Genomic DNA, 24945 nt, shown 5'->3' with positions numbered 1-24945 from the left:
GGCGGTCACTCCAGGAACAGGGTGGCGGGGTGTTCGAGCAGGGCGCGCACGGCCTGGATGAAGGCCGCCGCGTCCATGCCGTCGACCACCCGGTGGTCGAAGGAGGAGGACAGGTTCATCATCTTGCGCACCACGATCTGGCCGTTGACCACCATGGGCCGCTCGACCATGCGGTTGACGCCGACGATGGCCACTTCCGGGTGGTTGATCACCGGCGTGCTGACGATGCCGCCCAGGGCACCGAGGCTGCTCAGGGTGATGGTCGAGCCGGAGAGTTCCTCGCGGCTGGCCTTGCCGTGGCGCGCGGCCTCGGCCAGGCGCGCCACTTCCGCGGCGTTGCCCCAGAGGTCGCGGGATTCGGCGTTGCGCAGCACCGGCACCATCAGGCCGCTGTCGCTCTGGGTGGCCACGCCCAGGTGCACCGCGCCGTAGCGGGTGATGACCTCGGCCTCGTCGTCGTAGCGGGCGTTGAGCTGCGGGAACTCGCGCAGGGCCACCACCATGGCGCGGGCGATGAAGGGCAGCAGGGTGAGCTTGCCGCGGCTGGCGGCGTACCTGGCGTTGAGGTGTACGCGCAGCGCTTCCAGGTCGGTGACGTCGATTTCCTCGACGTAGCTGAAGTGCGGGATGCGCCGCTTGGCCTCGGCCATCTTCTGGGCGATCCTGCGGCGCAGGCCGATGACCTGGATCTGCTGCTCGTCGTGGCGCGCGGCGTAGCCGGAGGCGACCACCGCGCCGCCGTGGGCCAGGTACTGGTCGAGGTCGTCATGCAGGATGCGCCCGGCCGGGCCGCTGCCCTGCACGAACTGCAGCTCGACGCCCAGGTCGCGGGCGCGCTGGCGCACCGCCGGGGAGGCCAGCGGTTTCTCGCCGGGGGCGCGGCGCGGGGCCGGCGTGGCGGCAGCGGGGCGTGGCGCGGGGGCTGCCTTCACCTCGGCCCGGGGGGCTTCCTTGGTCGGCTGGGCTTTTGCTTCGGGTTCTGCGGCGGGCGCGCTTTCATGGGGCTTGGCCGCGGCTTCGCGGTGGTTGCCGGCGCCTTCCACTTCCAGGCGCACCAGTTCGCCGCCCACGGCCATGACCTGGCCGGGCTCGCCGCCCAGGGCGAGGATGCGGCCGGAAACCGGCGAGGGGATTTCCACGGTGGCCTTGTCGGTCATCACTTCGGCCAGCACCTGGTCCTCGTGGACCTCGTCGCCGACCTTGATGTGCCATTCCACCAGTTCCACTTCGGCGATGCCTTCCCCGATGTCCGGCATCTTGATCACGTGAATGCCCATTCAGACCTCCATGGCACGCTTGAAGGCGGCGCCGACGCGGGCCGGGCCGGGGAAGTAGTCCCATTCCTGGGCGTGCGGGTAGGGGGTGTCCCAGCCGGTCACGCGGGCGATGGGGGCTTCCAGGTGGTGGAAGCAGTGCTCCTGCACCAGCGACATCAGCTCGGCGCCGTAGCCGCAGGTGCGGGTGGCCTCGTGGACGATGACGCAGCGGCCGGTCTTCTTCACCGATTCGACTATGCTGTCCAGGTCCAGCGGCCAGAGGCTGCGCAGGTCGATGATCTCGGCGTCGATGCCGGTTTCCTCGGCGGCGGTCTGCGCCACGTAGACGGTGGTGCCGTAGGTGAGCACGGTCAGCTCGGAGCCGGCGCGGGCGATGGCCGCCTTGTCCAGCGGCACGCGGTAGTAGCCTTCGGGCACCTGGCTCTGCGGGTGCTTGGACCAGGGCGTCACCGGGCGCTCGTGGTGGCCGTCGAAGGGGCCGTTGTACAGGCGCTTGGGCTCCAGGAAGATCACCGGGTCGTCGTTCTCGATGCAGGCGATCAGCAGGCCCTTGGCGTCGTAGGGGTTGGACGGCATCACCGTGCGCAGGCCGCAGACCTGGGTGAACATCGCCTCCGGGCTCTGGCTGTGCGTCTGCCCGCCGTAGATGCCGCCGCCGCAGGGCATGCGCACCACCATGGGCACGACGAAGTCGCCCACCGAGCGGTAGCGGATGCGCGCGGCCTCGGACACCAGCTGGTCGGTGGCCGGGTAGACGTAGTCGGCGAACTGGATTTCCACCACCGGGCGCAGGCCGTAGGCGCACATGCCCACGGCGGCGCCGACGATGCCGCTCTCGGAGATCGGCGCGTCGAACACCCGCGAGGTGCCGTACTTCTTCTGCAGGCCTTCGGTGCAGCGGAACACGCCGCCGAAGTAGCCCACGTCCTGGCCGAACACCACCACGTCGTCGTCGCGTTCGAGCATCACGTCCATCGCCGAGCGCAGCGCCTGGATCATGGTCATGCTGGTGAGCGCCTGGGCGTTCTCGTGTTGCGGATTCATGGCGTTCATACCCCGAGCTCCTGGCGCTGCCGGCGCAGGTGCTCCGGCAGGTCCTTGTAGACGTCGTCGAACAGGTTGGCGGCGCTGAAGACGTGGCCGTCCACCAGCGAGCCGTGGCGTTCGGCCTCTTTCTGCGCGGCCATCACTTCGGCTTCCAGCTCCTTGTGCAGCGCCTCGTGCTGTTCTTCGCTCCAGATGCCGAGGGCCAGCAGGTGCTGCTTCAGGCGGGCGATGGGGTCGCCGAGGGGGAAGTTGGTCCAGTCGTCGGCCGGGCGGTACTTGGACGGGTCGTCCGAGGTGGAGTGCGGGCCGGCGCGGTAGGTGACCCACTCGATCAGGCTCGGCCCATGGCCGCGGCGGGCGCGTTCGGCGGCCCACTGCGAGGCGGTGTAGACGGCCAGGAAGTCGTTGCCGTCCACCCGCAGCGAGGCGATGCCGCAGCCCACGCCGCGGTTGGCGAAGGTGGTGCCCTCGCCGCCGGCGATGGCCTGGAAGGTGGAGATGGCCCACTGGTTGTTGACCACGTTGAGGATCACCGGGGCACGGTAGACGTGGGCGAAGGTCAGCGCGGTGTGGAAGTCCGACTCGGCGGTGGCGCCGTCGCCGATCCAGGCCGAGGCGATCTTGGTATCGCCCTTGATCGCCGAGGCCATGCCCCAGCCCACCGCCTGGATGAACTGGGTGGCCAGGTTGCCGGAGATGGAGAAGAAGCCCTTCTCGCGGCTGGAGTACATGATCGGCAGCTGGCGGCCCTTGAGCGGGTCCTGCTCGTTGGAGAGCAGCTGGCAGATCATGTCCTTGAGCGGGTAGTCGCGGGTGATCAGGATGCCCTGCTGGCGATAGGTGGGGAAGCACATGTCGCCGTCGCGCAGGGCCATGGTGTGGGCGGTGGCGATGGCTTCCTCACCCAGGCACTGCATGTAGAAGGACATCTTCTTCTGGCGCTGCGCGGTGAGCATGCGGGCGTCGAAGATGCGCGTCTTGAGCATCAGCCGCAGGCCGCGCAGCAGCTGTTCGTGGCTGAGCTGCGGGTCCCAGGGGCCGAGGGCGTTGCCCTGGTCGTCGAGCACGCGCACCAGGCTGTAGGCCAGGTCGGCGGTCTGCGCCGGCTCGACGTCGACGGCGGGCTTGCGCACTTCCCCGGCGGGGGACAGGTGCAGGTAGGAGAAATCGGTCTTGCAGCCCGGGCGCCCGGTGGGCTCGGGGACGTGCAGGCGGAGGGGGGCGTAGTCGGTCATGGTGGGTCTCCAGTTGTGATCGGGGGTGGGGATCAGCAGACGGAAGACGCCGTGCCCGGCGGGTGCGGCTGGCCTGGTTGGGCGACGGTGCGGGTGCCGCGCGCGGTAGCGCGGCGGGTGCTGACATCACTCATGGTGAGGTCCTCGTTCGTTGTTCTTGTGATTTCAGTATAGGTGTGACCGGCTGGTTTTTTGCTCCAATTTGACTAGCTTGAGACAGAAGATTTAGTGTCTTTGAACTACAAAAAACCTCTTCCGTAGAAGTGAGCGCCATGGCCGACATCGACCGCACCGACCTCAAGATCCTCCGCGCCCTGGCCGACGACGGCCGCCTGAGCTGGCGCGACTTGGCGCAGCGGATCGGCCTGTCGCTGACGCCGACGCTGCGCCGGGTGCGGCGCCTGGAGGAGGAGCAGTACATCCAGGGCTATTTCGCGCGGCTGGACGAGGAACGCCTGTCCGGGGCCATGAGCGTGTTCGTTTCGGTGACCCTGGAAAAACAGACCGGCGACTACCTGGCGCGGTTCGAGGAAAACATCGTCCAGGCCCCGCAGGTGATGAGCTGCTTCCAGATGACCGGCGACGCCGACTACATGCTGCGCGTGGTGGTCAAGGACCTGGCGGCCTACCAGGCCTTCCTCACCACCACCCTGACGCAGATACCCGGGGTGGCCGGGATCAAGTCGGCGTTCGCGCTGAAGTCGGTGCTCAAGCGGGCGGCGCCGCCGATTTGAGGGGGTAGGATTTATCCGCGATTGCGCCGGCAGGGCCGGCGCCCATGCCATCGCGAGCGTTACGAGCCAACCTGTAGGAGCGGGCCCTGCCCGCGATTCGCGCGGGGGAATGGCGTGGGTGGGGCAGCGTAGGAGCGGATCTCATCCGCGAAGCGCGCCGGTGGTTCCGGTTATCGCGGACAAGGTCCGCTCCTACGGGAGCGGTATGGCGCGCGCCAGCGGCGGATAACCGCGAACGGTTATGCGCCCTACGGTTTCGGGGGGCGCACGGCTGTGGGGAATGGCCTTACTGCTCGTCGAGGGCGAAGGCGGTGAGGCTGTAGGTGGGGATGCCGGCATCGGCCAGCTTGGCCGAGCCGCCGAGTTCCGGCAGGTCGATGATGGCGGCGGCCTCGAGGACCTTGGCGCCCATGCGCCGTACCAGCTGGGCCGCGGCCAGCAGGGTGCCGCCGGTGGCGATCAGGTCGTCGAAGATCAGCACGCTGTCGCCTTCGCACAGGCTGTCGGCGTGCACTTCCAGCAGGGCCTCGCCGTACTCGGTCTGGTAGGCCTGGGCCAGCACGTCGGCCGGCAGCTTGCCCTGCTTGCGGAACAGCACCAGCGGCTTGTTCAGTTCGTAGGCGATGATCGAGCCGATCAGGAAGCCGCGCGCGTCCATGGCGCCGATGTGGCTGAAATCCGCTTCGACGTAGCGCTGGATGAAGCTGTCGGCGACGAAGCGCAGCGCGCGCGGCGACTGGAACAGCGGGGTGATGTCGCGGAACATCACGCCCGGCTTGGGGAAGTCGGGGACCGCGCGGATCACGGATTTCAGGTCGAGCTGGTTGGGGATCATGCTGGCTGGGCACCTGGTGACTGCTTTCGAAGCCCCGAAGTATAACGGGCCCGCCACAAGGCGAGCCCGTTTTACGCGATGACCGGAGGGTCGTGCCTTCAGCTTTCCATCTGGCCGCCGGCCAGGGCGCACAGCTCGATGGAGTCGAGGATGCGCACTTCCTTGCCTTCGGCGGCGATCAGGCCGTTCTGCTGGAAGCGGGTGAACACCCGCGACACGGTTTCCACCGCCAGGCCCAGGTAGTTGCCGATCTCGTTGCGCGACATCGCCAGGCGGAACTGCTGGGCGGAGAAGCCGCGGGCGCGGAAGCGCGCCGAGAGGTTGACCAGGAAGGTGGCGATGCGCTCGTCGGCGGTCTTCTTCGACAGCAGCATCATCATCTGCTGGTCGTCGCGGATTTCCCGGCTCATCACCCGCATCAGCTGGCGGCGCAGCTGCGGCAGCTGCTCGGACAACTCGTCCAGGCGCTCGAAGGGGATCTCGCACACCGAGGTGGTTTCCAGGGCCTGGGCCGACACCGGGTAGGCCTCGGTGTCCATGCCGGACAGGCCGACCAGCTCGCTGGGCAGGTGGAAGCCGGTGATCTGCTCCTCGCCGCCGTCGGTGATGCTGAAGGTCTTCAGCGCGCCGGAGCGCACCGCGAACACCGAACCGAAGGCGTCGCCCTGGCGGAACAGGAACTCGCCCTTCTTCAGTGGCCGGCCGCGCTTGACGATTTCGTCGAGGGCGTCCATGTCGTCGTTGTTCAGCGACAGGGGCAGGCACAGGGGCGCCAGGCTGCAGTCCTTGCAATGCGCTTGGGGCAGGGCGCGCACCTTGATGGTTTCGGCCATGGGGAATCCTTGGGTGGAAAGGCACAAGAAACGCAAGGGTAACGCACCCAAGGGGTCGGCTGCCAGCATACCGGGGGGATTTCGGAATTTTCCGGCGTTTATTCCGAAACCTTATGTAAAAAAGGCCGGATTCGTACTTCTTCGATAGGTCTTTTCCTTCAGATAACCCGCGAGAACCGCTGCAGGTTCTGGTGCGGCAGGTAGTGGTCGAAGAGCATGCACAGGCTGCGCACCAGCAGCCGCCCGGCGGCGGTGACGTCGATGCCGCGGGGGTTCAGCTCGATGAGGCCGTCCCGGGCGAAGCGCTCCAGTTCGCTCCAGATGTCGGCGAAGTAGCCGTGGAACTCGATGTTGAAGCGTTCCTCGATGTCCTCGAAGTCCAGTTGGAAATGGCAGATCAGCTGCTGGATCACCGCGCGCCGCACGCGGTCGTCGGCGCTGCAGTAGAGGCCGCGGCGGGTGGCCAGTTGGCCGTTGTCCAGGCTGCTCTGGTAGGTGTTGATGTCGGTGCTGTTCTGGCAGTAGAGGTCGCCGATCTGGCTGATCGCCGAGACGCCCAGGCCCACCAGGTCGCAATGGCCGTGGGTGGTGTAGCCCTGGAAGTTGCGCTGCAGGGTGCCGTCCTCCTGGGCGCTGGCCAGTTCGTCGTCGGGCAGGGCGAAGTGGTCCATGCCGATGTAGCGGTAGCCGGCGGCGCTGAGCTGCTCGATGGTGCGCTGGAGCATGTCCAGTTTCTGCGCGGGGGAGGGCAGGTCCTGGGCGTTGATGCGCCGCTGCGGCATGAAGCGCTCGGGCAGGTGCGCGTAGTTGAACACCGAGAGGCGGTTGGGCTGCAGGCCGATGACCTGTTCGACGGTGCGGGCGAAGCTGTCGGGGTTCTGCTTGGGCAGGCCGTAGATCAGGTCGATGTTGATCGAGCGGTACTGCAGGGTGCGCGCCGCGTCCATGATGGCGCGGGTCTCGTCGAAGCTCTGCAGGCGGTTCACCGCCTGCTGCACTTCCAGGTCGAAGTCCTGCACGCCGACGCTGACGCGGTTGAAGCCCAGCTCGCGGAGCAGGCCCATGGTGGACCAGTCGGCCTCGCGTGGGTCGATCTCGATGCCGTAGTCGCCGGAGTCGTCTTCCACCAGGTTCAGGTGCTCGCGCAGCTGGCCCATGAGTTCGCGCAGCTGGCCGGGGCTGAGGAAGGTGGGGGTGCCGCCGCCGAAGTGCAGCTGTTCCACGCACTGGTCCTTGCCCAGGTGGCGGCTGACGATCTCGATCTCGTGGATCAGCCGGGCGAGATAGGGCGCGCTGCGCCCGCGGTCCTTGGTGATGACCTTGTTGCAGGCGCAGTAGTAGCAGATGTTGGCGCAGAACGGGATGTGCACGTACAGCGACAGCGGCCGGTCGGCCTTCTGGCTGTTGCGCAGGGCATGCAGCATGTCGAAGGGGCCCACGCCTTCATGGAACTGCACGGCGGTGGGATAGGAGGTATAGCGCGGGCCCGACAGATCGTATCGACGGATCAGATCTGTGTCCCAGCGGATATTGTCGAGCATGCCGCAGTCCCCGAATCAGGCGAGCTTTTCGGCGCAGTCTAGGGAGACTGCGGGAAAAGCCTCTTGACCTGCATCAAGCGGTCGCAGGGGGTACCTCGTTGGAGGGGGGGGCTTGCAGTGGTGTTGGGGTTGGCTCTGGAGTTGGGGTGGTGTCCGTTGCCCTCTCCCTAACCCTCTCCCTTCAGGGAGAGGGTTAGGGAGAGGGAGCTCTTCGGGCCGGGCACCAGGCTGAAGCCTGTTCGCGAGCAAGCACGCTTCCACGAAAAGCGGGGGCTTCAGTGCATCGCATGGCCCATCAGCCAGGCCTGGTGCGGGCCGGGCAGTGTCCACAGGCCGAAGAGGATCACCAGCAGGCCGCCGGCCATGCGTACGCTGCGTTTGCGCAGCAGCGCCGTGATCCGCTCGGCGGCGAGCCCGGTGGCCAGCAGCACCGGCCAGGTGCCCAGGCCGAAGGCGAGCATCAGCAGCGCGCTCTCCAGCGCCGAGCCCTGGCTGCTGGTCCACAGCAGGGTGCTGTAGACCAGGCCGCAGGGCAGCCAGCCCCAGAGCGCGCCGAGCAGCAGCGCGCGCGGCATGCTGGCCACCGGCAGCAGGCGGCTGGCGAAGGGCTGGATGTACTTCCACAGGCCGCGGCCCAGGGCTTCGATGCGCGTCAGGCCGCTCCACCAGCCGGCCAGGTACAGGCCCATGGCGATGAGCAACAGGCCGGCGACCACGCGCAGCGCCGAGGCGAAGGGGGTGCTGGCGATCGCCCAGCCGGCCAGGCCCAGCAGCAGGCCGGCGGCGGCGTAGCTGAGGATGCGCCCGAGGTTGTAGGCCAGCAGCAGCTGCAGGCGGCGCCCGCGCTGCTCGGGGGGAATGGCCAGGGTCAGCGCGCCCATCAGGCCGCCGCACATGCCCAGGCAGTGGCCGCCGCCGAGCAGGCCGAGGATCAGCGCGGACGCCAGCATGGGCGCCAGGTCAAGCATCGCGCGAGTCCTTGTCCCGGGCTTCGGCCTGCGCGTCCCTGGTGCCTTCGGCCTCGTCGATGCCGGCCTGGTGCCTGGGGTCCTCGTCGTCGAACAGGATGCTGTGGGCCGGACCGTCCATGTCGTCGTACTGGCCGCTGTTCACCGCCCAGAAAAAGATCCAGACGGCGATGGCGACGATGATCAGCGCCACCGGGATCATCACGTAGAGAGCGGGCATATCGACTCCGTTGAAAAGGCCTGCGCGCCTTCAGCGGGCGGCGAGCGGGATGGCCAGCGGCGCGGCTTCGGGGGCCGCCGGCAGGCCGCGCACGCGGGTCAGGCGCAGGGCGTTGAGGACCACGGTCAGCGAGCTGACCGACATGCCGATGGCCGCCCAGGCCGGGGTGATCCAGCCGAGGGCGGCGAAGGGCAGCATCAGCCCATTGTACAACCCCGCCCAGGCCAGGTTCTCGATGATCACCCGGCGCGTGCGGCGGGCCAGGGAGAAGGCCTGCACCAGGCTGTCCAGGCGGTTGGACAGCAGCACCGCGTCGGCGCTGGTCTTGGCCAGGTCGGTGGCGCTGCCCATGGCCACGCTGATGTCGGCGGCGGCCAGCACCGGCACGTCGTTGACGCCGTCGCCCAGCATCAGCACGTGGCGGCCTTCGCCGTGCAGCTGCCTGAGGATCGCCAGCTTGTCGTCCGGGCGCAGGCCGCCATGGACTTCGTCGATGCCCAGTTCGGCGGCCACGCTCTGCACCATCGGCGAGCTGTCGCCGGACAGCAGCAGGGTGCGCCAGCCGCGCTCGCGGCAGGCCTGCAGCAGGGCCGGGGCGTCGTCGCGCAGGCGGTCGTCGAGCACCAGCCAGGCCAGCGGGCCATGTTCGTCGCCCAGCAGCAGCCACTGGCCGTGCTCGCGGGGCATGACCGGTTCCGGCTGGCCGCTCAGGGCGCAGACGAAAGCCGCCTGGCCGATGCGCAGGCGCTGGCCGTCGACCACGCCTTCCAGGCCCAGGCCGGGGTGGCTCTCCACCGCTTCGGCGGGCTGCGGGGCGCGGCCGAAGGCGCGGGCGATGGGGTGTTCGGAACGGTTTTCCAGGGCCGCGGCCAGGCCCAGGCAGCGCTCGCCGTCCAGGGCTCCCAGGGGCTGCACGGCGCGCAGGGTCAGGCGGCCCTCGGTGAGGGTGCCGGTCTTGTCGAAGATCACCGTGTCGATGCGTTTCAGGCCTTCCAGCACATGGCCGCGGGTGAGCAGCAGGCCGAGCTTGTGCAGGCTGCCGGTGGCCGCGGTGAGGGCGGTGGGCGTGGCCAGGGAGAGGGCGCAGGGGCAGGTGGCGACCAGCATGGCCAGCACCACCCAGAAGGCCCGCGAGGCGTCGTGCTGCCACCAGAACAGACCGACCACCACGGCCAGCACCAGCAGCACCAGCAGGAACCACTGCGCGGCGCTGTCGGCGACCTGCGCCAGGCGCGGCTTGTCGGCCTGGGCGCGTTCCAGCAGGCGGACGATGGCCGACAGCCGGCTGTCGTCGCCCAGGGCCTGTACCTGCAGGGTCAGCGGGCCCTCGACGTTGAGGGTGCCTCCGGTGACGTTGTCACCGGCCTGGCGTGGCTGCGGCAGGTATTCGCCGGTGAGCAGGGATTCGTCGACGCTGGACTGCCCGGCGAGGATCAGGCCGTCGGCCGGCAGCACCGCGCCCGGCGGCACCAGCACCCGGTCGCCGACGCGCAGCTCGCTGAGCAGGATGCGCTGGCCGTTGCCGGCCTCGTCCAGGCGCAGGCAGGAAGCCGGCAGCAGGTTCACCAACTGCGCGGTGGCCGCCGCCGTGCGCTCGCGGGCGCGGCGTTCGAGGTAGCGGCCGGCGAGCAGGAACAGGGCGAACATGCCCACCGCGTCGAAGTACAGGTCGCCCTTGCCGGTGATGGCGGTCCAGATGCCGGCCAGGTAGGCGCCACCGATGGCCAGGGACACCGAGACGTCCATGGTCAGGTGGCGCGTGCGCAGGTCGCGCAGGGCGCCGCGGAAGAACGGCTGGCAGGAGTAGAAGACGATGGGCGTGGTGAGGAACATCGCCACCCAGCGCAGGATCTCGTGCATCTCGGCGCTGAGGTCGATGTTGAATTCCGGCCAGGTGGCCATGGTCGCCATCATCGCCTGGAACCACAGCAGGCCGGCCACGCCGAGCTGGCGCAGGGCGCGGCGGTTCTCTTCGGCGAGCTGTTCGGCGGCCTTGTCCGGGTGGTAGGGGTGGGCGGCGTAACCGATCTTGCGCAGCTCGGCGAGCAGGGCGCTGAGCGGCAGCTGGCTGTCGGCCCAGCGTACGTGCAGGCGGTGGTTGGACAGGTTGAGGCCGGCCTCGGCCACCGCCGGCAGGCGCCGCAGGTGCTTCTCGATCAGCCAGCCGCAGGCGGCGCAGCTGATGCCTTCGAGGATCAGGGTGGTCTCGGCCAGCTCGCCCTGGTGCTGGACGAAGGGTTGCTGCACGTCCGGGCGGTCGAGCAGGGCCAGTTCGTCGTTCAGCTGGGCCGGCAGCGCCTCGGGGTTGGTGGCCGTCTCGGTGCGGTGCCGGTAGTAGCCTTCCAGGCCGCCGGCGACGATGGCCTCGGCCACCGCCTGGCAGCCGGGGCAGCAGAATTCGCGGGTCTCGCCGAGGACCCGGGCGGTGAAGCGGCTGCCGGGCGGAACCGGCAGCGCGCAGTGGTAGCAGGGCAGGGGGGCGCTCATGGGCGCTGGACTTCATCCCCCTTGAGGGGTTCGTCGCCGAGGAGGATCTCGCCGTCGGCAACCAGCTTCTCTTCCTCGAACAGGCGCCAGGCGCGGCCGTCCTGTTCGCCGAGCAGCTCGACGAAGCGGCGCCCTTCGACGGCGCTGTCCAGGCGGCCGGTGTAGCGGCCCGGCTCGTTGGCCGGCAGCAGGCTGACGTGGCGGTCCTGGGATTCCAGGGTGGGGGAGATCAGGTTGAGGGTCAGCTGCGCCGGCTGGCTATTGCCTTTCAGGCGCACCTCGACCTCGCCGGTGAGCCTGTCCAGGCGTACCCGCGCCTGCATCTGCAACTGCTGGGCCAGGTGTTCGCGGTCCAGCGAGCGGTTGATGCCCTTGCCGGCCTCGTAGTAGTTGTCGTTGACCAGGGTGTCCTGGTTCTCCACGGCGATGCGCACCATCGTCAGGCTGAGGAACACCGAGGTGGCTAGCATGCCGATGATGATCCAGGGCCAGAGGTGCTTGTACCAGGGTTGTGCGGGAGCCGACTGCATGGCTTTTCTCTCTCGTGGTCCGCGGGGCGGAAGCGGCCTGCCCGAGGGGTGGGCGGCTCGCCGGGGTGGTGCGGATTCTACGTGCTCCGGGCGCCGCTGGCATCCCGCCGCGGGGGCGGGATGCGTTGCGGTTCAGCCGGGGTTCAGCGTACGACAGGGCCGATGAAGCGGCTGTCGGCTTCCTTGCTGATGGACGGCTCGTCCACCGACTGGATGGTGAAGGTGATCTTGTTGGTGCTGGACGGCAGCTTGTCCGGGTCCACCGCCAGTTCCACCGGCATGGCGAGGATGTCGCCGGCGGCCACCTGGACTTCCTTGCGGCCTTCCAGGGTCAGGCCTTCCAGGCCCTTGGCGCCGAGCACGTAGGTGTGGTCGCGCTGGTCCTTGTTCATGATCTTCAGGCTGTAGACGTTCTCGATCCGGCCTTCGGCGTTCTCGCGGTAGAGCACGCGGTCCTTGCTGACGTCGAAGCCCACCAGCGGGCGGATCACCACGGCGGTCGCCAGCAGGCTCATCATCACGCACAGGGCGATGGCGTAGCCGATCAGGCGCGGGCGCACCAGGTGCGTCTTCTGCCCGGACAGGTTGTGCTCGGTGGTGTAGCTGATCAGCCCGCGCGGGTAGTTCATCTTGTCCATGATGCTGTCGCAGGCGTCGATGCAGGCGGCGCAGCCGATGCATTCGATCTGCAGGCCGTCGCGGATATCGATGCCGGTGGGGCAGACCTGTACGCACATGGTGCAGTCGATGCAGTCGCCCAGGCCCTGGGCCTTGTAGTCCAGGGTCTTCTTGCGCGGGCCGCGCTTCTCGCCGCGGCGCGGGTCGTAGGAGACGATCAGGGTGTCCTTGTCGAACATCACGCTCTGGAAGCGCGCGTAGGGGCACATGTAGATGCACACCTGCTCGCGCAGCCAGCCGGCGTTGCCGTAGGTGGCCAGGGTGAAGAAGCCCACCCAGAAGTAGGCCCAGCCGTCGGCCTGGCCGGTGGCCAGGTCGGCCAGCAGCTCGCGCATGGGGGCGAAGTAGCCGACGAAGGTCAGGCCGGTGACCAGGCCGATCAGCAGCCACAACGAGTGCTTGGCGGCCTTGCGCAGCAGCTTGTTGGCGCTCATCGGCGCCTTGTCCAGCTTCATGCGCTGGTTGCGGTCGCCTTCGGTGACCTTCTCGCACCACATGAAGATCCAGGTCCATACGCTCTGCGGGCAGGTGTAGCCGCACCAGACGCGGCCGGCGAACACCGTGATGAAGAACAGCCCGAAGGCGCAGATGATCAGCAGGCCGGAGAGGAGGATGAAGTCCTGCGGCCAGAAGGTGGCGCCGAAGATGTAGAACTTGCGCTCGGGCAAGTCCCACCACACCGCCTGCCGACCGTTCCAGGTCAGCCAAACGGTGCCGAAGTAGAGAAGGAACAGGAAGGCGCCGCCGACACGGCGCAGGTTGCGGAAGAACCCGGTGAAGGCCCGGGTGTAGATCTTCTCGCGGGAGGCATAGAGGTCGACGTTCTCTCCACCCTTCTTCGCGGGCGGTGTGACGTCTTGCACGGGAATCTGTTTGCTCATCAGTGCGTACCACGGCAGTGGGAGGGTGCCCCGTCGATACATGCCGAAAGGGTCAGGATATGGCTGCACGCCTAAACATGATACGACTTGGCCCTGCGTGCAACGGTGCGACCGTTGGTCGCGTCAGACAAATCCTAAAATTTTTCGTCCCCCCGAAATAGAGCGGCGCCGGTGGTAGCCGGCGCCGCTGGGTGGTGCGAGGGGAGGGCGGAAGCGCTTATTCGCTCTTCTGCGCATCACCCTGGGACAGGCTGTACACGTAGGCGGCCAGCAGGTGCACCTGGTCACCGCCGAGGCGCTCCAGCTGGGCCGGCATCTGGCCCTGGCGGCCGTAGCGGATGGTCTGCTGCAACTGGGAGAAGCTCGAGCCGTAGATGAAGGCGGCCGGGTGGGTCAGGTTGGGCGCGCCCATGGCGGCGGTGCCCTTGCCTTCGGGGCCGTGGCAGGCGACGCAGGTGGTGGCGAAGATCTTCTGGCCGTTGGCGACCTGTTCGTCGGTCACGCCTTCGGGCAGCTTGCGGCCGTCCAGCTTGCTGGTGACGAAGGCGGCCACGTCATGCACGCCCTGGTCACCCAGCACCTCGCCCCAGGCCGGCATGGCGGCGTGGCGGCCACCCTTGATGGTGGTCTCGATGTCCGCGGTGCTGCCGCCCCAGCGCCAGTCCTGGTCGGTCAGGTTGGGGAAGCCGTAGGCGCCCTTGGCGTCGGAGCCGTGGCAGACCGAGCAGTTGGAGGCGAACAGGCGGCCGCCCATCTTCAGCGCCAGCGGGTCCTTGGCCACCTCTTCGATGGGCATGGCGGCGAATTTGGCGAAGATCGGCCCATATTTCTCGTCGGCCTTGGCCATTTCCTTCTCCCACTGGTGCACGCCGGTCCAACCCGGCTGGCCATTGGCGAAGGGCTTGCCGTCGCTGACTTCCTGGTAGCCCGGCAGCAGGCCTTTCCAGTTGCCCAGGCCCGGGTACAGGACCAGGTAGCCGAGGGCGAAGACGAAGGTGGCGACGAACAGCATGAACCACCACTTCGGCAGCGGGTTGTCGTACTCCTCGATGCCGTCGAAGGAGTGGCCGACGGTCTCGTCGGTGGCTTCGCTGCGCTGGCCGCGGCGGGTGGCGAACAGCAGCCAGGCCAGGGCGAAGATGGTGCCCAGGGTAAGTACGGTGACGTACAGACTCCAGAAGGTTGTCATTCTTTGTTGCTCCTAGAAGCTTGCTCTTGCTCGACGTGCTTCATGGCTGCCGGGTCGTCCGCGAAGGGCAGCAGGGCGTCCTGGTCGAAGCGCTGCTTGCGCTTGCCGCTGTAGGCCCAGAGCAGTACGCCGATGAAGGCCACCATCACCACGACGGTGCCGAGGCCGCGAATCGTCCCGATATCCATCTGCTGTCACCGTTTGCTCTTGATGATGGTGCCCAGGCTCTGCAGGTAGGCCACCAGGGCGTCCATCTCGGTCTTGCCCTTGACGGCATCGCGAGCACCGGCGACGTCTTCGTCGGTGTAGGGCACGCCGAGGGTGCGCATGGCCTGCATCTTGGTCTCGATGTCCTTGCCGTCGAGCTTGTGCTCGACCAGCCAGGGGTAGGCGGGCATCTTCGACTCGGGCACCACGTTGCGCGGGTTGTACAGGTGCGCGCGGTGCCAGTCGTCGGAGTAGCGGCCGCCGACGCGGGCCAGGTCCGGACCGGTACGCTTGGAACCCCACAGGAAGGGGTGGTCCCAGACGCTCTCGCCGGCCACGGAGTAGTGGCCGTAGCGCTCGGTCTCGGCGCGGAACGGGCGGATCATCTGCGAGTGGCAGCCGACGCAGCCTTCGCGGATATAGATGTCACGGCCTTCGAGCTCCAGCGCGGTGCGCGGCTTCATGCCTTCCACCGGCTTGTTGGTCACGTCCTGGAAGAACAGCGGGACGATCTGCGTCAGGCCGCCGATGCTGACGGCGATGACCATGAAGAAGGCCAGCAGGCCGATGTTCTTCTCGACTGCTTCGTGCTTCATCAATGAGCTCCTACAGCGGGAATGCGGGCAGCGGCATCGACTTCAGCAGCGTTGTAGCCACGCACGGTACGGAAGGTGTTGTAGGCCATCAGCAGCATGCCGAAGGCGAAGAAGAAGCCGCCCAGCGCGCGGACCATGAAGCCCGGGTGGCTGGCCTGCAGCGCTTCCACGAAGGAGTAGGTGAGGGTGCCGTCGGTGTTGACCGCGCGCCACATCAGGCCCTGGGTGATGCCGTTGACCCACATCGAGGCGATGTAGAGCACGGTGCCGATGGTGGCCAGCCAGAAGTGCGCGTTGATCAGGCCGGTGCTGTGCATCTGCTCGCGGCCGAAGACCTTCGGGATCATGTGGTACAGCGAGCCGATGGAGATCATCGCTACCCAGCCCAGGGCGCCGGCGTGCACGTGGCCGATGGTCCAGTCGGTGTAGTGGGACAGCGAGTTGACGGTCTTGATGGCCATCATCGGGCCTTCGAAGGTGGACATGCCGTAGAAGGCCAGGGATACCACCAGGAAGCGCAGGATGGGGTCGGTGCGCAGCTTATGCCAGGCGCCGGAGAGGGTCATCATGCCGTTGATCATGCCACCCCAGGACGGGGCCAGGAGGATCAGCGACATCACCATGCCCAGGGACTGCGCCCAGTCGGGCAGGGCGGTGTAGTGCAGGTGGTGCGGGCCGGCCCAGATGTACAGGGTGATCAGCGCCCAGAAGTGGACGATGGACAGGCGGTAGGAGTAGACCGGGCGCTCGGCCTGCTTGGGCACGAAGTAGTACATCATGCCGAGGAAGCCGGTGGTCAGGAAGAAGCCCACGGCGTTGTGGCCGTACCACCACTGGACCATGGCGTCGGTGGCGCCGGAATAGATGGAGTAGGACTTGAACCAGCCGACCGGGATCTCCAGGTTGTTGACGATGTGCAGCATCGCGGTAACCAGGATGAAGCCGCCGTAGAACCAGTTGCCCACGTAGATGTGCTTGGTCTGGCGCTTGACGATGGTGCCGAAGAACACCACGGCGTAGGTGACCCAGACGATGGCGATCAGGATGTCGATCGGCCATTCCAGCTCGGCGTACTCCTTGGAGGAGGTGTAGCCCAGCGGCAGGGTGATGCCGGCCAGCACGATCACCGCCTGCCAGCCCCAGAAGGTGAAGGCGGCCAGGCTATCGGAAATCAGGCGGGTCTGGCAGGTGCGTTGCACCACGTAGTAGGAGGTTGCGAACAGAGCACAGCCGCCGAAGGCGAAGATCACCAGGTTGGTGTGCAGCGGGCGAAGTCGCCCGAAACTGGTCCACGGCAGCCCGAAGTTCAGCTCGGGCCATACCAACTGTGAGGCGATGAAAACACCCATCCCCATTCCTAGTATCCCCCAGACCACCGTCATGATGGCGAACTGGCGGATTACCTTATAGTTATAAGCAGTCGGACTGATTGCTGTGCTCATTCTAAGGTTCCACGGTTTTTTTGCTATTTAGGGACAAAAAACGGCGGCAAGTATGTAGAAAGCCAGTAGGCAATGCAACGCGCCGGGATAAGCCCCGGAGCCGCTGCGCATGCCGCTTTGAAGGCATTTCTGCCAATGTTTTTCAGGCTCTCTCTCGGCGCGTAAACCCTGATAAGCGTAGGGCTTCCCCGAATTACCGCCGACTCACGGATGGAATGAGCTTAGTCTTGATCTAGAGCAGTGTGAAGGAATGGCGCGCGCCAGGTGCGACACTTGGTCGCGTAACTGCGCGGAAGTTGCTCGCGCCCGGACGGGCGCGAGCGGCAGGGGGTCAGTTGGCGTTCTCCGGGCGGGAAATGTTGTAGATGTATGCGGCCAGGACGTGGACCTTGTCCTTGCCCAGGTAGGCTTCCTGGGCCGGCATCTGGCCCTGGCGGCCATGGCGGATGGTCTGCTGCAGCTGGGCGAAGCCCGAGCCGTAGATGAAGGCACCCGGGTGGGTCAGGTCCGGCGCGCCCAGGGCGGCGGTGCCCTTGCCTTCGGGGCCGTGGCAGGCGACGCAGGTGGTGGCGAAGAGTTTCTCGCCATTGGCCACCTGGGCATCGGTCACGCCTTCGGGCAGCTTGCGGCCGTCCAGTTTGGTGGTGACGAATGCAGCCACGTCATGCACGCCCTGGTCGCCCAGCACCTCGCCCCAGGCCGGCATCACCGCGTGGCGGCCGCCCAGGATGGAGGTCTGGATGGTCTGCGCGTCGCCGCCCCAGCGCCAGTCCTGGTCGGTCAGGTTGGGGAAGCCCATGGCGCCCTTGGCGTCGGAGCCGTGGCAGATCGAGCAGTAGGTGGCGAACAGGCGCTCGCCGGTCTTCAGCGCTGCCGGGTCCTTGGCCACCTCTTCGATGGACATGGCCGAGTACTTGGCGAAGATCGGCGCATATTTCTCGTCGGCCATGGCCTGCTCGCGTTCCAGCTGCTTCACCTGGGTCCAGCCGTCGGTGTAGCCCGGCAGGATGCCCTTCCAGTTGCCCAGGCCCGGGTACAGGGCCAGGTAGCCGGCGGCGAAGACGATGGTGCCCACGAACAGCAGGAACCACCAGCGCGGCAGCGGGTTGTCGTATTCCTCGATACCGTCGAAGGAGTGCCCCATGGTCTGGTCGGTGGCGCCCTTGGTCTCGCCGCTGCGGGTGGCGAAGACCAGCCATAGCAGGGCGATCAGCGATCCGACGGTCAGTACGGTGATGTACAGACTCCAGAAGGTAGTCATGCTTTGTTGCTCCCAGAAGCTTGTTCATGCTCGGCGTGGCGCAGAGCCTGCGGGTCGTCGGCGAAGGGCAGCAGGGCGTCGGCGTCGAAGCGCTGCTTGCGCTTGCCGCTGTAGGCCCAGAGGGTGACGCCGATGAAGGCGAGCATCACCACGACGGTGCCGAGGCCGCGGATGGTTCCGATGTCCATGGCCATCACCGCTTGTTCTTGATCGCTGTGCCCAGGCCCTGCAGGTAGGCCACCAGGGCGTCCATCTCGGTCTTGCCCTGGACGGCCTCGCGGGCGCCGGCGATGTCCTCGTCGGTGTAGGGCACGCCGAGGGTGCGCATGGCCTGCAGCTTGCCCTCGATGTCCTTGCCGTCGAGCTTGTGCTCGACCAGCCAGGGGTAGGCCGGCATCTTCGACTCGGGCACCACGTTGCGCGGGTTGTACAGGTGCGCGCGGTGCCAGTCGTCGGAGTAGCGGCCGCCGACGCGGGCCAGGTCCGGGCCGGTACGCTTGGAGCCCCACAGGAAGGGGTGGTCCCAGACGCTCTCGCCAGCCACGGAGTAGTGGCCGTAGCGCTCGGTCTCGGCGCGGAACGGGCGGATCATCTGCGAGTGGCAGCCGACGCAGCCCTCGCGGATGTAGATGTCGCGCCCTTCCAGTTGCAGGGCGGTGTAGGGCTTCATGCCTTCCACCGGGGTGTTGGTGACGTCCTGGAAGAACAGCGGGACGATCTGCGTCAGGCCGCCGATGCTCACGGCCACGGCCATGCACAGGGCCAGCAGGCCGACGTTTTTCTCGAGTACTTCGTGTTTCATCAGTGGGCTCCTACGACGGCGGGAATCCGGGCGGCCGCTTCAGCGTCCTCCGCCTTGGAGGAGGCGATGGTGCGCCAGGTGTTGTAGGCCATGATCAGCATGCCGCTGAGGAACACGGCGCCGCCGATCATGCGCACCACGAAGCCGGGGTGGCCGGCGGCGAGCGCTTCGACGAAGGAGTAGGTGAGGGTGCCGTCGGCGTTGACCGCGCGCCACATCAGGCCCTGGGTGATGCCGTTGACCCACATCGAGGCGATGTAGAGCACGGTGCCGATGGTGGCCAGCCAGAAGTGCGCGTTGATCAGGCCCACGCTGTGCATCTGCTCGCGGCCGAAGACCTTCGGGATCATGTGGTACAGCGAGCCGATGGAGACCATGGCGACCCAGCCCAGGGCGCCGGCGTGCACGTGGCCGATGGTCCAGTCGGTGTAGTGGGAGAGGGCGTTGACGGTCTTGATGGCCATCATCGGGCCTTCGAAGGTGGACATGCCGTAGAAGGCCAGGGATACCACCAGGAAGCGCAGGATGGGGTCGCTGCGCAGCTTATGCCAGGCGCCAGAGAGGGTCATCATGCCGTTGATCATGCCGCCCCAGGAGGGCGCCAGGAGGATCAGCGACATCACCATGCCCAGGGACTGCGCCCAGTCCGGCAGCGCGGTGTAGTGCAGGTGGTGCGGGCCGGCCCAGATGTACACGGCGATCAGTGCCCAGAAGTGCACGATCGACAGGCGATAGGAGTAGACCGGGCGCTCGGCCTGCTTGGGCACGAAGTAGTACATCATCCCCAGGAAGCCGGCGGTGAGGAAGAAGCCCACGGCGTTGTGGCCGTACCACCACTGGACCATGGCGTCGGTGGCGCCGGAGTAGATGGAGTACGACTTCATCAGGCCGACCGGCAGCTCCAGGTTGTTGACCACGTGCAGCAGCGCCACGGTCAGGATGAAGCCGCCGAAGAACCAGTTGCCCACGTAGATGTGCTTGGTCTTGCGCTTCACCAGGGTGCCGAAGAACACCACGGCGTAGGCGACCCAGACGATGGTGATGAGGATGTCGATCGGCCATTCCAGCTCGGCGTACTCCTTGGAGGAGGTGTAGCCCAGCGGCAGGCTGATGGCGGCCAGCAGGATCACCAGCTGCCAGCCCCAGAAGGTGAAGGAGGCCAGGGTGTCGGAGAACAGGCGGGTCTGGCAGGTACGCTGCACCGCATAGTAGCTGGTGGCGAACAGGGCGCAGCCACCGAAGGCGAAGATCACGGCATTGGTGTGCAGCGGGCGCAGGCGTCCGAAGCTCGTCCACGGCAGGCCGAGGTTGAGTTCCGGCCACACCAGCTGGGCGGCGATGACGACGCCGACCAGCATGCCGACGATTCCCCAGATCACCGTCATCACGGCGAACTGGCGGACCACCTTGTAGTTATAAGCGGTCTGATTGGTTGTGCTCATGGTATATGGGCTTCCATCCACGGTTATGGGCTAGCCCATCCCGGCGGGTTCCTTACGGCGAACGCCGCCCCTCCCCCAGGGACAGGTACTAATTACGCAACTAGCGGAGCGAAGAATGGATAAACCCCGGAAACCGAATATTGATTTTGATCAATCGCCGTCGGCGGCCGGCCCGGCGGGGGAGTGTGGCGCTTTGTCGCTGCTGTGGAACCGGCCCGTCGGCGCGCTGTCGGCGACCCTCGTCCTGGCCCATGGCGCCGGCGCGCCCATGGACAGCCCGTTCATGGACGAAATGGCCCGGCGCCTGGCCGCCCGCGGGGTGGCGGTGGCGCGCTTCGAGTTCCCCTACATGGCCGCCCGCCGCGAGGACGGCCGCCGGCGCCCGCCGAACCCGCAGAAGCAGCTGCTGGAGTGCTGGCGCCAGGTGTTCGCCGAGATACGCGGGCAGGTACCGGGGCCGCTGGCCATCGGCGGCAAGTCCATGGGCGGGCGCATGGCCAGCCTGCTGGCCGACGAACTCGGCGCCGACGCCCTGGTGTGCCTGGGCTACCCCTTCTACGCCGCCGGCAAGCCGGAGAAGCCGCGGGTGGCGCACCTGGCCGGGCTGCGCACGCCGACGCTGATCGTCCAGGGCGAACGCGACGCCCTGGGCGACCGCGCGCACGTGGCGCAGTACCTGCTGTCGCCGGCGATCCGCGTCCAGTGGCTGGCGGCGGCGGACCATGACCTGAAGCCGCTGAAGGCCTCGGGTTCGAGCCATGGGCAGCATCTGGACAGCACCGCCGACGCGGTGGCCGCCTTCCTCGCCCGTTGAACCGGCCTAGCGGCGTGCGGCCAGCAGGTCGAGCACGCCGCCGCCTTCCTTGATGGTCTGCAGGATGATTTCCGAGCGGATGTCGGTCACGCCGTTGGCGCGGTTCAGGCGGTTGACGATGAAGTCGGAGAACTGCTTCAGGCTGCGCGCCTGTACCCGCAGCACGTAGTTGCTGTGCCCGGTGACAATGTAGGCGCCGACCACCTCGGGCCAGCCTTGCACCCGCTCGACGAAGCGATCGTGCCAGTCCGCCTCGTCCTGGCGCATGGACACATGCACCAGCGCCTCCAGCTCGATGCCCAGCCGCTCGGCATCCAGCACCGGGCGATAGCCGCAGACGATGCCTTCCTCCTCCAGATTGCGCAGGCGCCGCAGGCAGGCCGACGGCGACAGCGCGACCTTCTCCGCCAGCTCCTGGTTGCTGATGCGGCCGTTGTGCTGCAGGCAGAGCAGGATGCGCAAGTCGGTGCTGTCGAGAATCATCTGCAGGATATTCTGTAAAAGGTTTGGTTTGAGAAATTATCTGCGAATACGTGACGCATTCGCGACGAAGATAGCACGAAACTGCACCGGGCGTTGCAGCATCATCCTCCCATCTGCCGAGGAGACCGAGCATGCCCGACGACCGCGCCCTGTGGGACATCAGCCCGCCGCTGGACACCAGCACCCCGACCTGGCCGGGCGACACGCCCTTCCAGGAAGAGCGCTGCTGGCGGATCGATGAACAGTGCCCGGTCAACGTCGGGCGCATCACCCTGTCGCCGCACACCGGGGCGCACGCCGACGCCCCCTTGCACTACGACGCCGACGGCGCCGCCATAGGCGCGGTGGACCTGGCGCCCTACCTCGGCCCCTGCCGGGTGATCCACTGCCTGGATGCGCTGCCTTGCGTGCGCCCCGGGCACCTGCTCGGCCACCTGGCCGGGGTGCCGCCGCGGGTGCTGATCCGCACCTGGCGCAAGGCGCCGCTGGACGCATGGCCGGAGCGCTTCGCCGCCGTCGATCCGGCCTGCATCGAGCTGCTCGCCGCCCATGGCGTGCGCCTGGTGGGGACCGACACCCCATCGCTCGACCCGCAGGACAGCAAGCGCCTCGACGCGCACCGCGCCGTCGCCCGCCAGCGCATGGCCATCCTCGAAGGCCTGCTGCTCGACGAGGTGCCGCCCGGCGACTACGAGCTGATCGCCCTCCCGCTCAAGTTCACCCATCTCGATGCCAGCCCGGTGCGCGCCGTGCTGCGTCGTCTTTCGCACTAGGAACCGACATGACAACAAGAGAAGACTGCCTGGCCCTCGATGCCCGCGACCCCCTGGCCGCGCTGCGCGACGACTTCGCGCTGCCCGAAGGGGTGATCTACCTGGACGGCAACTCCCTCGGCGCCCGCCCCTGGGCGGCGCTGGAGCGCGCCCGCCAGGTGCTGGCGCAAGAGTGGGGCGAAGGCCTCATCGGTAGCTGGAACAGCGCCGGCTGGCGCGCCCTGCCGGAGCGCCTGGGCAACCAGCTGGCGCGCCTGATCGGTGCCGGCGAAGACGAGGTGGTGGTCACCGACACCACCTCGATCAACCTGTTCAAGGTGCTGGTGGCGGCCCTGCGCGTGCAGGCGGGCCGCGATCCCGCGCGCAAGGTGATCGTCACCGAGCGCAGCAACTTCCCCACCGACATCTACATGGTCGAGGGCCTGGCCGACATGCTCCGCCAGGGTTACCAGCTGCGCCTGGTGGATCGCCCGGAGGACGTGCCGGCTGCCGTCGGCGCCGATACCGCGGTGCTGCTGCTCACCCAGGTGAACTACAAGACCGGCCACCTGCACGACATGGCCGCGCTCACCGCGCTGGCCCATGAATGCGGCGCGCTGACCATCTGGGACCTGTGCCATTCGGTCGGCGCCGTGCCGGTCGACCTCACGGCGGCCGGTGCCGACTACGCCATCGGCTGCACCTACAAGTACCTCAACGGCGGCCCCGGTTCCCCGGCATTCGTCTGGGTGTCGCCGGCGCTGCGCGAGCTGGTCTGGCAACCGCTGTCCGGCTGGTGGGGCCATGCCCGCCAGTTCGGCATGGAACCGGCCTACGCGCCGGCGCCGGGCATCGGCCGCTACCTCTGCGGGACCCAGCCGATCACCTCCATGGCCCTGGTCGAATGCGGCCTGGACAGCTTCGCCAAGACCGACATGCAGGCCCTGCGCGCGAAGTCGCTGGCCCTGACCGACCTCTTCATCGAACGCGTCCAGGCCCGCTGCGCGGCCCACCCGCTGACCCTGGTGACGCCGCTGGAGCACGCCCGCCGCGGCAGCCACGTCAGCTTCGAGCACCCCGAGGGCTACGCGGTGGTGCAGGCGCTGATCGACCGCGGGGTCATCGGCGACTACCGCGAGCCGCGGATCATGCGCTTCGGCTTCACCCCGCTGTACACCCGCTACAGCGATGCCTGGGACGCCGCGGAAATCCTCGGCGAAGTGCTCGACAGCGGCGCCTGGCGCGCAGAGCGCTTCATGACCCGCAAGCAGGTGACCTGATCCGGCCCGCCAGGGCCTTGCCCGGGCGCCGGCTGGCGCCCGCCTTGACTGACAAGTACAACAAAAAGGTCGATCCCCTCCATGAAGCTGCATCCCTTGCCGATGTGTCCCTTGCTCGCGCTCGTCGCGCTGAGCGCGCCGCTGCTGGCGGACGAAGCCGACGGCGGATTCCTCGCCGGCAGCCAGCTGCTGCTGACCCAGCGCAACTTCTTCTTCCATCGCAACCTGCTGAACAACCCGGGCGGGCAGAACTATCGCCAGGAATGGGCCCACGGGATGCTGCTGGACTACCGCTCCGGCTATACCCCGGGCACCGTCGGCGTCGGCGTGGACGCCTACGCCAACCTGGGCCTCAAGCTCGACAGCAGCCGCGCCCGCACGGGCACCGACCTGCTGCCGGTGGACTCCCGGGGCGAGCCGGAGGACGAGTATTCCGAAGCCGGCGCCGCGGTGAAGCTGCGGGTCTCCCGCAGCGAGCTGAAGTATGGCAGCCAGGCACCGATGAACCCGGTGTTCGGCACCGGCAACGCGCGCCTGTTCACCCCGATGGCCATCGGCGTTTCGCTCAACAGCCGCGAGCTGGACGGCCTGCTGTTCGACGCCGGGCACTTCACCGCCGGCAACGACGGCAACTCCAGCAACGCCGACGGCGCGCTCAAGGCGCTCTACGCCCAGGTGGAAACCCGCGCGGTCGACTATGCGGGGCTGGCCTGGACTCCGCGCGAAGGCACCCGCCTGTCCGCCTACAGCTCGCGCTTCGACGACATCTGGCGGCAGTACTACGCCAACGCCGGCCAGCGCCTGGAATTGGGCGGCGGCCGGGCGCTGAACCTCGACTTCAACCTCTACCGCACCCTCGACGACGGCCGCCGGCTGGCCGGCGACATCGACAACACCACCTGGTCCGCCGCCGTGCGCTACAGCCAGGGCGCCCAGGCGCTGACCCTGGCCCACCAGCGCGTGCACGGCGACGAACCCTTCGACTACCTGGGCTTCGACCGCCAGAGCGGCACCTCGATCTACCTCGCCAACTCGGTGCAGGTGCTGGACTTCAACGGCCCCAACGAACGCTCCTGGCAACTGCGCTACGACCTCGACCTGGCCGGCCTCGGCGTGCCCGGGCTGACCTTCATGAGCCGCTACGTCAGCGGCGACCACATCGACGACAGCCATTACCAGGGCGGCCCCAACGGCGCCTACGGACGCTATGGCGACCACGGCAGGCGCTGGGAGCGCGATATCGAGCTGGGCTACGTGGTGCAGTCCGGCGCGGCGAAGGACCTGTCGATCCGCGTGCGCCAGGCCAGCGTGCGCTCCAGCGCTCAGGTGGCCCGCGCCGACACCGCCGACAACGACGAAGTGCGGGTGATCGTCGAATACCCGCTGCAACTGCTCTGACGCCCGCCATAAC

25 protein-coding genes are annotated in these 24945 nt (G+C 67.6%); 5 read left to right on the top strand and 20 right to left on the bottom strand.

Features of this window, described 5'->3' with window-relative positions; genetic code table 11:
- Positions 1-5 precede the first annotated feature (5 nt).
- The 3 genes from CHC02_RS22025 to CHC02_RS22015 are packed head-to-tail and all read right to left on the bottom strand — an operon-like array spanning position 6 to position 3559.
- Positions 6-1277: a dihydrolipoamide acetyltransferase family protein gene (locus CHC02_RS22025; RefSeq protein WP_089393539.1), complete on the bottom strand. Its 1272-nt coding sequence runs from the start codon at positions 1275-1277 to the stop codon at positions 6-8.
- Positions 1278-2330 (bottom strand): alpha-ketoacid dehydrogenase subunit beta, encoded by a 1053-nt coding sequence (locus CHC02_RS22020; protein ID WP_089393538.1) that lies wholly within the window; start codon positions 2328-2330, stop codon positions 1278-1280.
- Positions 2327-3559, bottom strand: coding sequence for a 3-methyl-2-oxobutanoate dehydrogenase (2-methylpropanoyl-transferring) subunit alpha (locus CHC02_RS22015; protein WP_089393537.1), 1233 nt, complete (start codon positions 3557-3559; stop codon positions 2327-2329). The genes CHC02_RS22020 and CHC02_RS22015 overlap by 4 nt, the downstream gene beginning before the upstream one ends.
- A gap of 272 nt (positions 3560-3831) precedes the next feature.
- On the opposite strand from CHC02_RS22015, the gene CHC02_RS22010 reads away from it, so the two are divergent.
- Positions 3832-4293 (top strand): Lrp/AsnC family transcriptional regulator, encoded by a 462-nt coding sequence (locus CHC02_RS22010; protein ID WP_089393536.1) that lies wholly within the window; start codon positions 3832-3834, stop codon positions 4291-4293.
- Between the two features lie 286 nt (positions 4294-4579).
- On the opposite strand, the gene CHC02_RS22005 is transcribed toward CHC02_RS22010, so the two are convergent.
- From CHC02_RS22005 to ccoN (CHC02_RS21930), 16 genes are all read right to left on the bottom strand, one after another.
- Entirely contained in the window at positions 4580-5128 is a 549-nt protein-coding gene (locus CHC02_RS22005; protein WP_089393535.1) for an adenine phosphoribosyltransferase, read from the bottom strand.
- A gap of 98 nt (positions 5129-5226) precedes the next feature.
- Positions 5227-5961, bottom strand: coding sequence for a transcriptional regulator Anr (gene anr / locus CHC02_RS22000; RefSeq protein WP_009622830.1), 735 nt, complete (start codon positions 5959-5961; stop codon positions 5227-5229).
- Between the two features lie 158 nt (positions 5962-6119).
- Positions 6120-7502: an oxygen-independent coproporphyrinogen III oxidase gene (gene hemN, locus CHC02_RS21995; RefSeq protein WP_089393534.1), complete on the bottom strand. Its 1383-nt coding sequence runs from the start codon at positions 7500-7502 to the stop codon at positions 6120-6122.
- 275 nt (positions 7503-7777) lie between these two features.
- Positions 7778-8470 carry a sulfite exporter TauE/SafE family protein gene (locus tag CHC02_RS21990; RefSeq protein ID WP_089393533.1) on the bottom strand — a complete coding sequence of 231 codons (693 nt, stop codon included), beginning with the start codon at positions 8468-8470 and terminating at the stop codon, positions 7778-7780.
- Positions 8463-8690 carry a cbb3-type cytochrome oxidase assembly protein CcoS gene (gene ccoS, locus CHC02_RS21985; RefSeq protein WP_089393532.1) on the bottom strand — a complete coding sequence of 76 codons (228 nt, stop codon included), beginning with the start codon at positions 8688-8690 and terminating at the stop codon, positions 8463-8465. The genes CHC02_RS21990 and ccoS overlap by 8 nt, the downstream gene beginning before the upstream one ends.
- Positions 8691-8720: 30 nt before the next feature.
- Complete coding sequence (locus tag CHC02_RS21980; protein WP_089393531.1) at positions 8721-11177, bottom strand: heavy metal translocating P-type ATPase; 2457 nt, start codon at positions 11175-11177, stop codon at positions 8721-8723.
- Complete coding sequence (locus CHC02_RS21975; RefSeq protein WP_089393530.1) at positions 11174-11707, bottom strand: FixH family protein; 534 nt, start codon at positions 11705-11707, stop codon at positions 11174-11176. Before CHC02_RS21975 ends, CHC02_RS21980 begins: the two co-directional genes overlap by 4 nt.
- A 143-nt stretch (positions 11708-11850) precedes the next feature.
- The gene (gene ccoG / locus CHC02_RS21970; RefSeq protein ID WP_089393529.1) at positions 11851-13266 is read right to left on the bottom strand and encodes a cytochrome c oxidase accessory protein CcoG; all 1416 of its coding nucleotides are present in this window, start codon (positions 13264-13266) and stop codon (positions 11851-11853) included.
- Positions 13267-13483: 217 nt separating this feature from the next.
- Positions 13484-14455, bottom strand: coding sequence for a cytochrome-c oxidase, cbb3-type subunit III (gene ccoP, locus CHC02_RS21965; protein WP_089393528.1), 972 nt, complete (start codon positions 14453-14455; stop codon positions 13484-13486).
- Complete coding sequence (locus CHC02_RS21960) at positions 14452-14643, bottom strand: cbb3-type cytochrome oxidase subunit 3 (protein WP_089393527.1); 192 nt, start codon at positions 14641-14643, stop codon at positions 14452-14454. The genes ccoP (CHC02_RS21965) and CHC02_RS21960 overlap by 4 nt, the downstream gene beginning before the upstream one ends.
- Positions 14644-14649: 6 nt before the next feature.
- Positions 14650-15258: a cytochrome-c oxidase, cbb3-type subunit II gene (ccoO, locus tag CHC02_RS21955; RefSeq protein ID WP_089393526.1), complete on the bottom strand. Its 609-nt coding sequence runs from the start codon at positions 15256-15258 to the stop codon at positions 14650-14652.
- On the bottom strand, positions 15258-16700 hold the full coding sequence (gene ccoN, locus CHC02_RS21950; protein ID WP_089393525.1) for a cytochrome-c oxidase, cbb3-type subunit I: 1443 nt from the start codon (positions 16698-16700) through the stop codon (positions 15258-15260). The genes ccoO (CHC02_RS21955) and ccoN (CHC02_RS21950) overlap by 1 nt, the downstream gene beginning before the upstream one ends.
- Positions 16701-17031: 331 nt before the next feature.
- Positions 17032-17961, bottom strand: a complete 930-nt coding sequence (ccoP, locus tag CHC02_RS21945; protein ID WP_089393524.1) for a cytochrome-c oxidase, cbb3-type subunit III — start codon at positions 17959-17961, stop codon at positions 17032-17034.
- The gene (locus tag CHC02_RS21940; protein WP_024128706.1) at positions 17958-18149 is read right to left on the bottom strand and encodes a CcoQ/FixQ family Cbb3-type cytochrome c oxidase assembly chaperone; all 192 of its coding nucleotides are present in this window, start codon (positions 18147-18149) and stop codon (positions 17958-17960) included. The genes ccoP (CHC02_RS21945) and CHC02_RS21940 overlap by 4 nt, the downstream gene beginning before the upstream one ends.
- Before the next feature lie 5 nt (positions 18150-18154).
- On the bottom strand, positions 18155-18763 hold the full coding sequence (gene ccoO, locus CHC02_RS21935) for a cytochrome-c oxidase, cbb3-type subunit II (RefSeq protein WP_089393523.1): 609 nt from the start codon (positions 18761-18763) through the stop codon (positions 18155-18157).
- A complete protein-coding gene (gene ccoN, locus CHC02_RS21930) occupies positions 18763-20205 on the bottom strand; it encodes a cytochrome-c oxidase, cbb3-type subunit I (protein ID WP_089393522.1) in 1443 nt (480 codons plus the stop codon). The genes ccoO (CHC02_RS21935) and ccoN (CHC02_RS21930) overlap by 1 nt, the downstream gene beginning before the upstream one ends.
- A gap of 115 nt (positions 20206-20320) precedes the next feature.
- Here ccoN (CHC02_RS21930) and CHC02_RS21925 point away from each other — a divergent pair, with 115 nt between their 5' ends.
- Positions 20321-21019 carry an alpha/beta family hydrolase gene (locus CHC02_RS21925; protein ID WP_341845134.1) on the top strand — a complete coding sequence of 233 codons (699 nt, stop codon included), beginning with the start codon at positions 20321-20323 and terminating at the stop codon, positions 21017-21019.
- A gap of 6 nt (positions 21020-21025) precedes the next feature.
- Here the strand turns inward: CHC02_RS21925 and CHC02_RS21920 are convergent, their stop codons facing one another.
- Positions 21026-21502, bottom strand: a complete 477-nt coding sequence (locus tag CHC02_RS21920) for an Lrp/AsnC family transcriptional regulator (RefSeq protein ID WP_089393520.1) — start codon at positions 21500-21502, stop codon at positions 21026-21028.
- 131 nt (positions 21503-21633) lie between these two features.
- Between CHC02_RS21920 and kynB the strand changes: the two genes are divergently transcribed.
- From kynB to CHC02_RS21905, 3 genes are all read left to right on the top strand, one after another.
- On the top strand, positions 21634-22275 hold the full coding sequence (kynB, locus tag CHC02_RS21915) for an arylformamidase (protein WP_089393519.1): 642 nt from the start codon (positions 21634-21636) through the stop codon (positions 22273-22275).
- A gap of 8 nt (positions 22276-22283) precedes the next feature.
- Positions 22284-23534 (top strand): kynureninase, encoded by a 1251-nt coding sequence (gene kynU, locus CHC02_RS21910; RefSeq protein WP_089393518.1) that lies wholly within the window; start codon positions 22284-22286, stop codon positions 23532-23534.
- Positions 23535-23615: 81 nt separating this feature from the next.
- Complete coding sequence (locus CHC02_RS21905; RefSeq protein WP_089393517.1) at positions 23616-24932, top strand: OprD family porin; 1317 nt, start codon at positions 23616-23618, stop codon at positions 24930-24932.
- Positions 24933-24945: the final 13 nt, after the last annotated feature.

It is taken from the genome of Pseudomonas delhiensis, from assembly GCF_900187975.1.
Lineage (GTDB): Bacteria > Pseudomonadota > Gammaproteobacteria > Pseudomonadales > Pseudomonadaceae > Pseudomonas > Pseudomonas delhiensis.
This window is presented reverse-complemented; position numbering and strand designations above follow the sequence as displayed.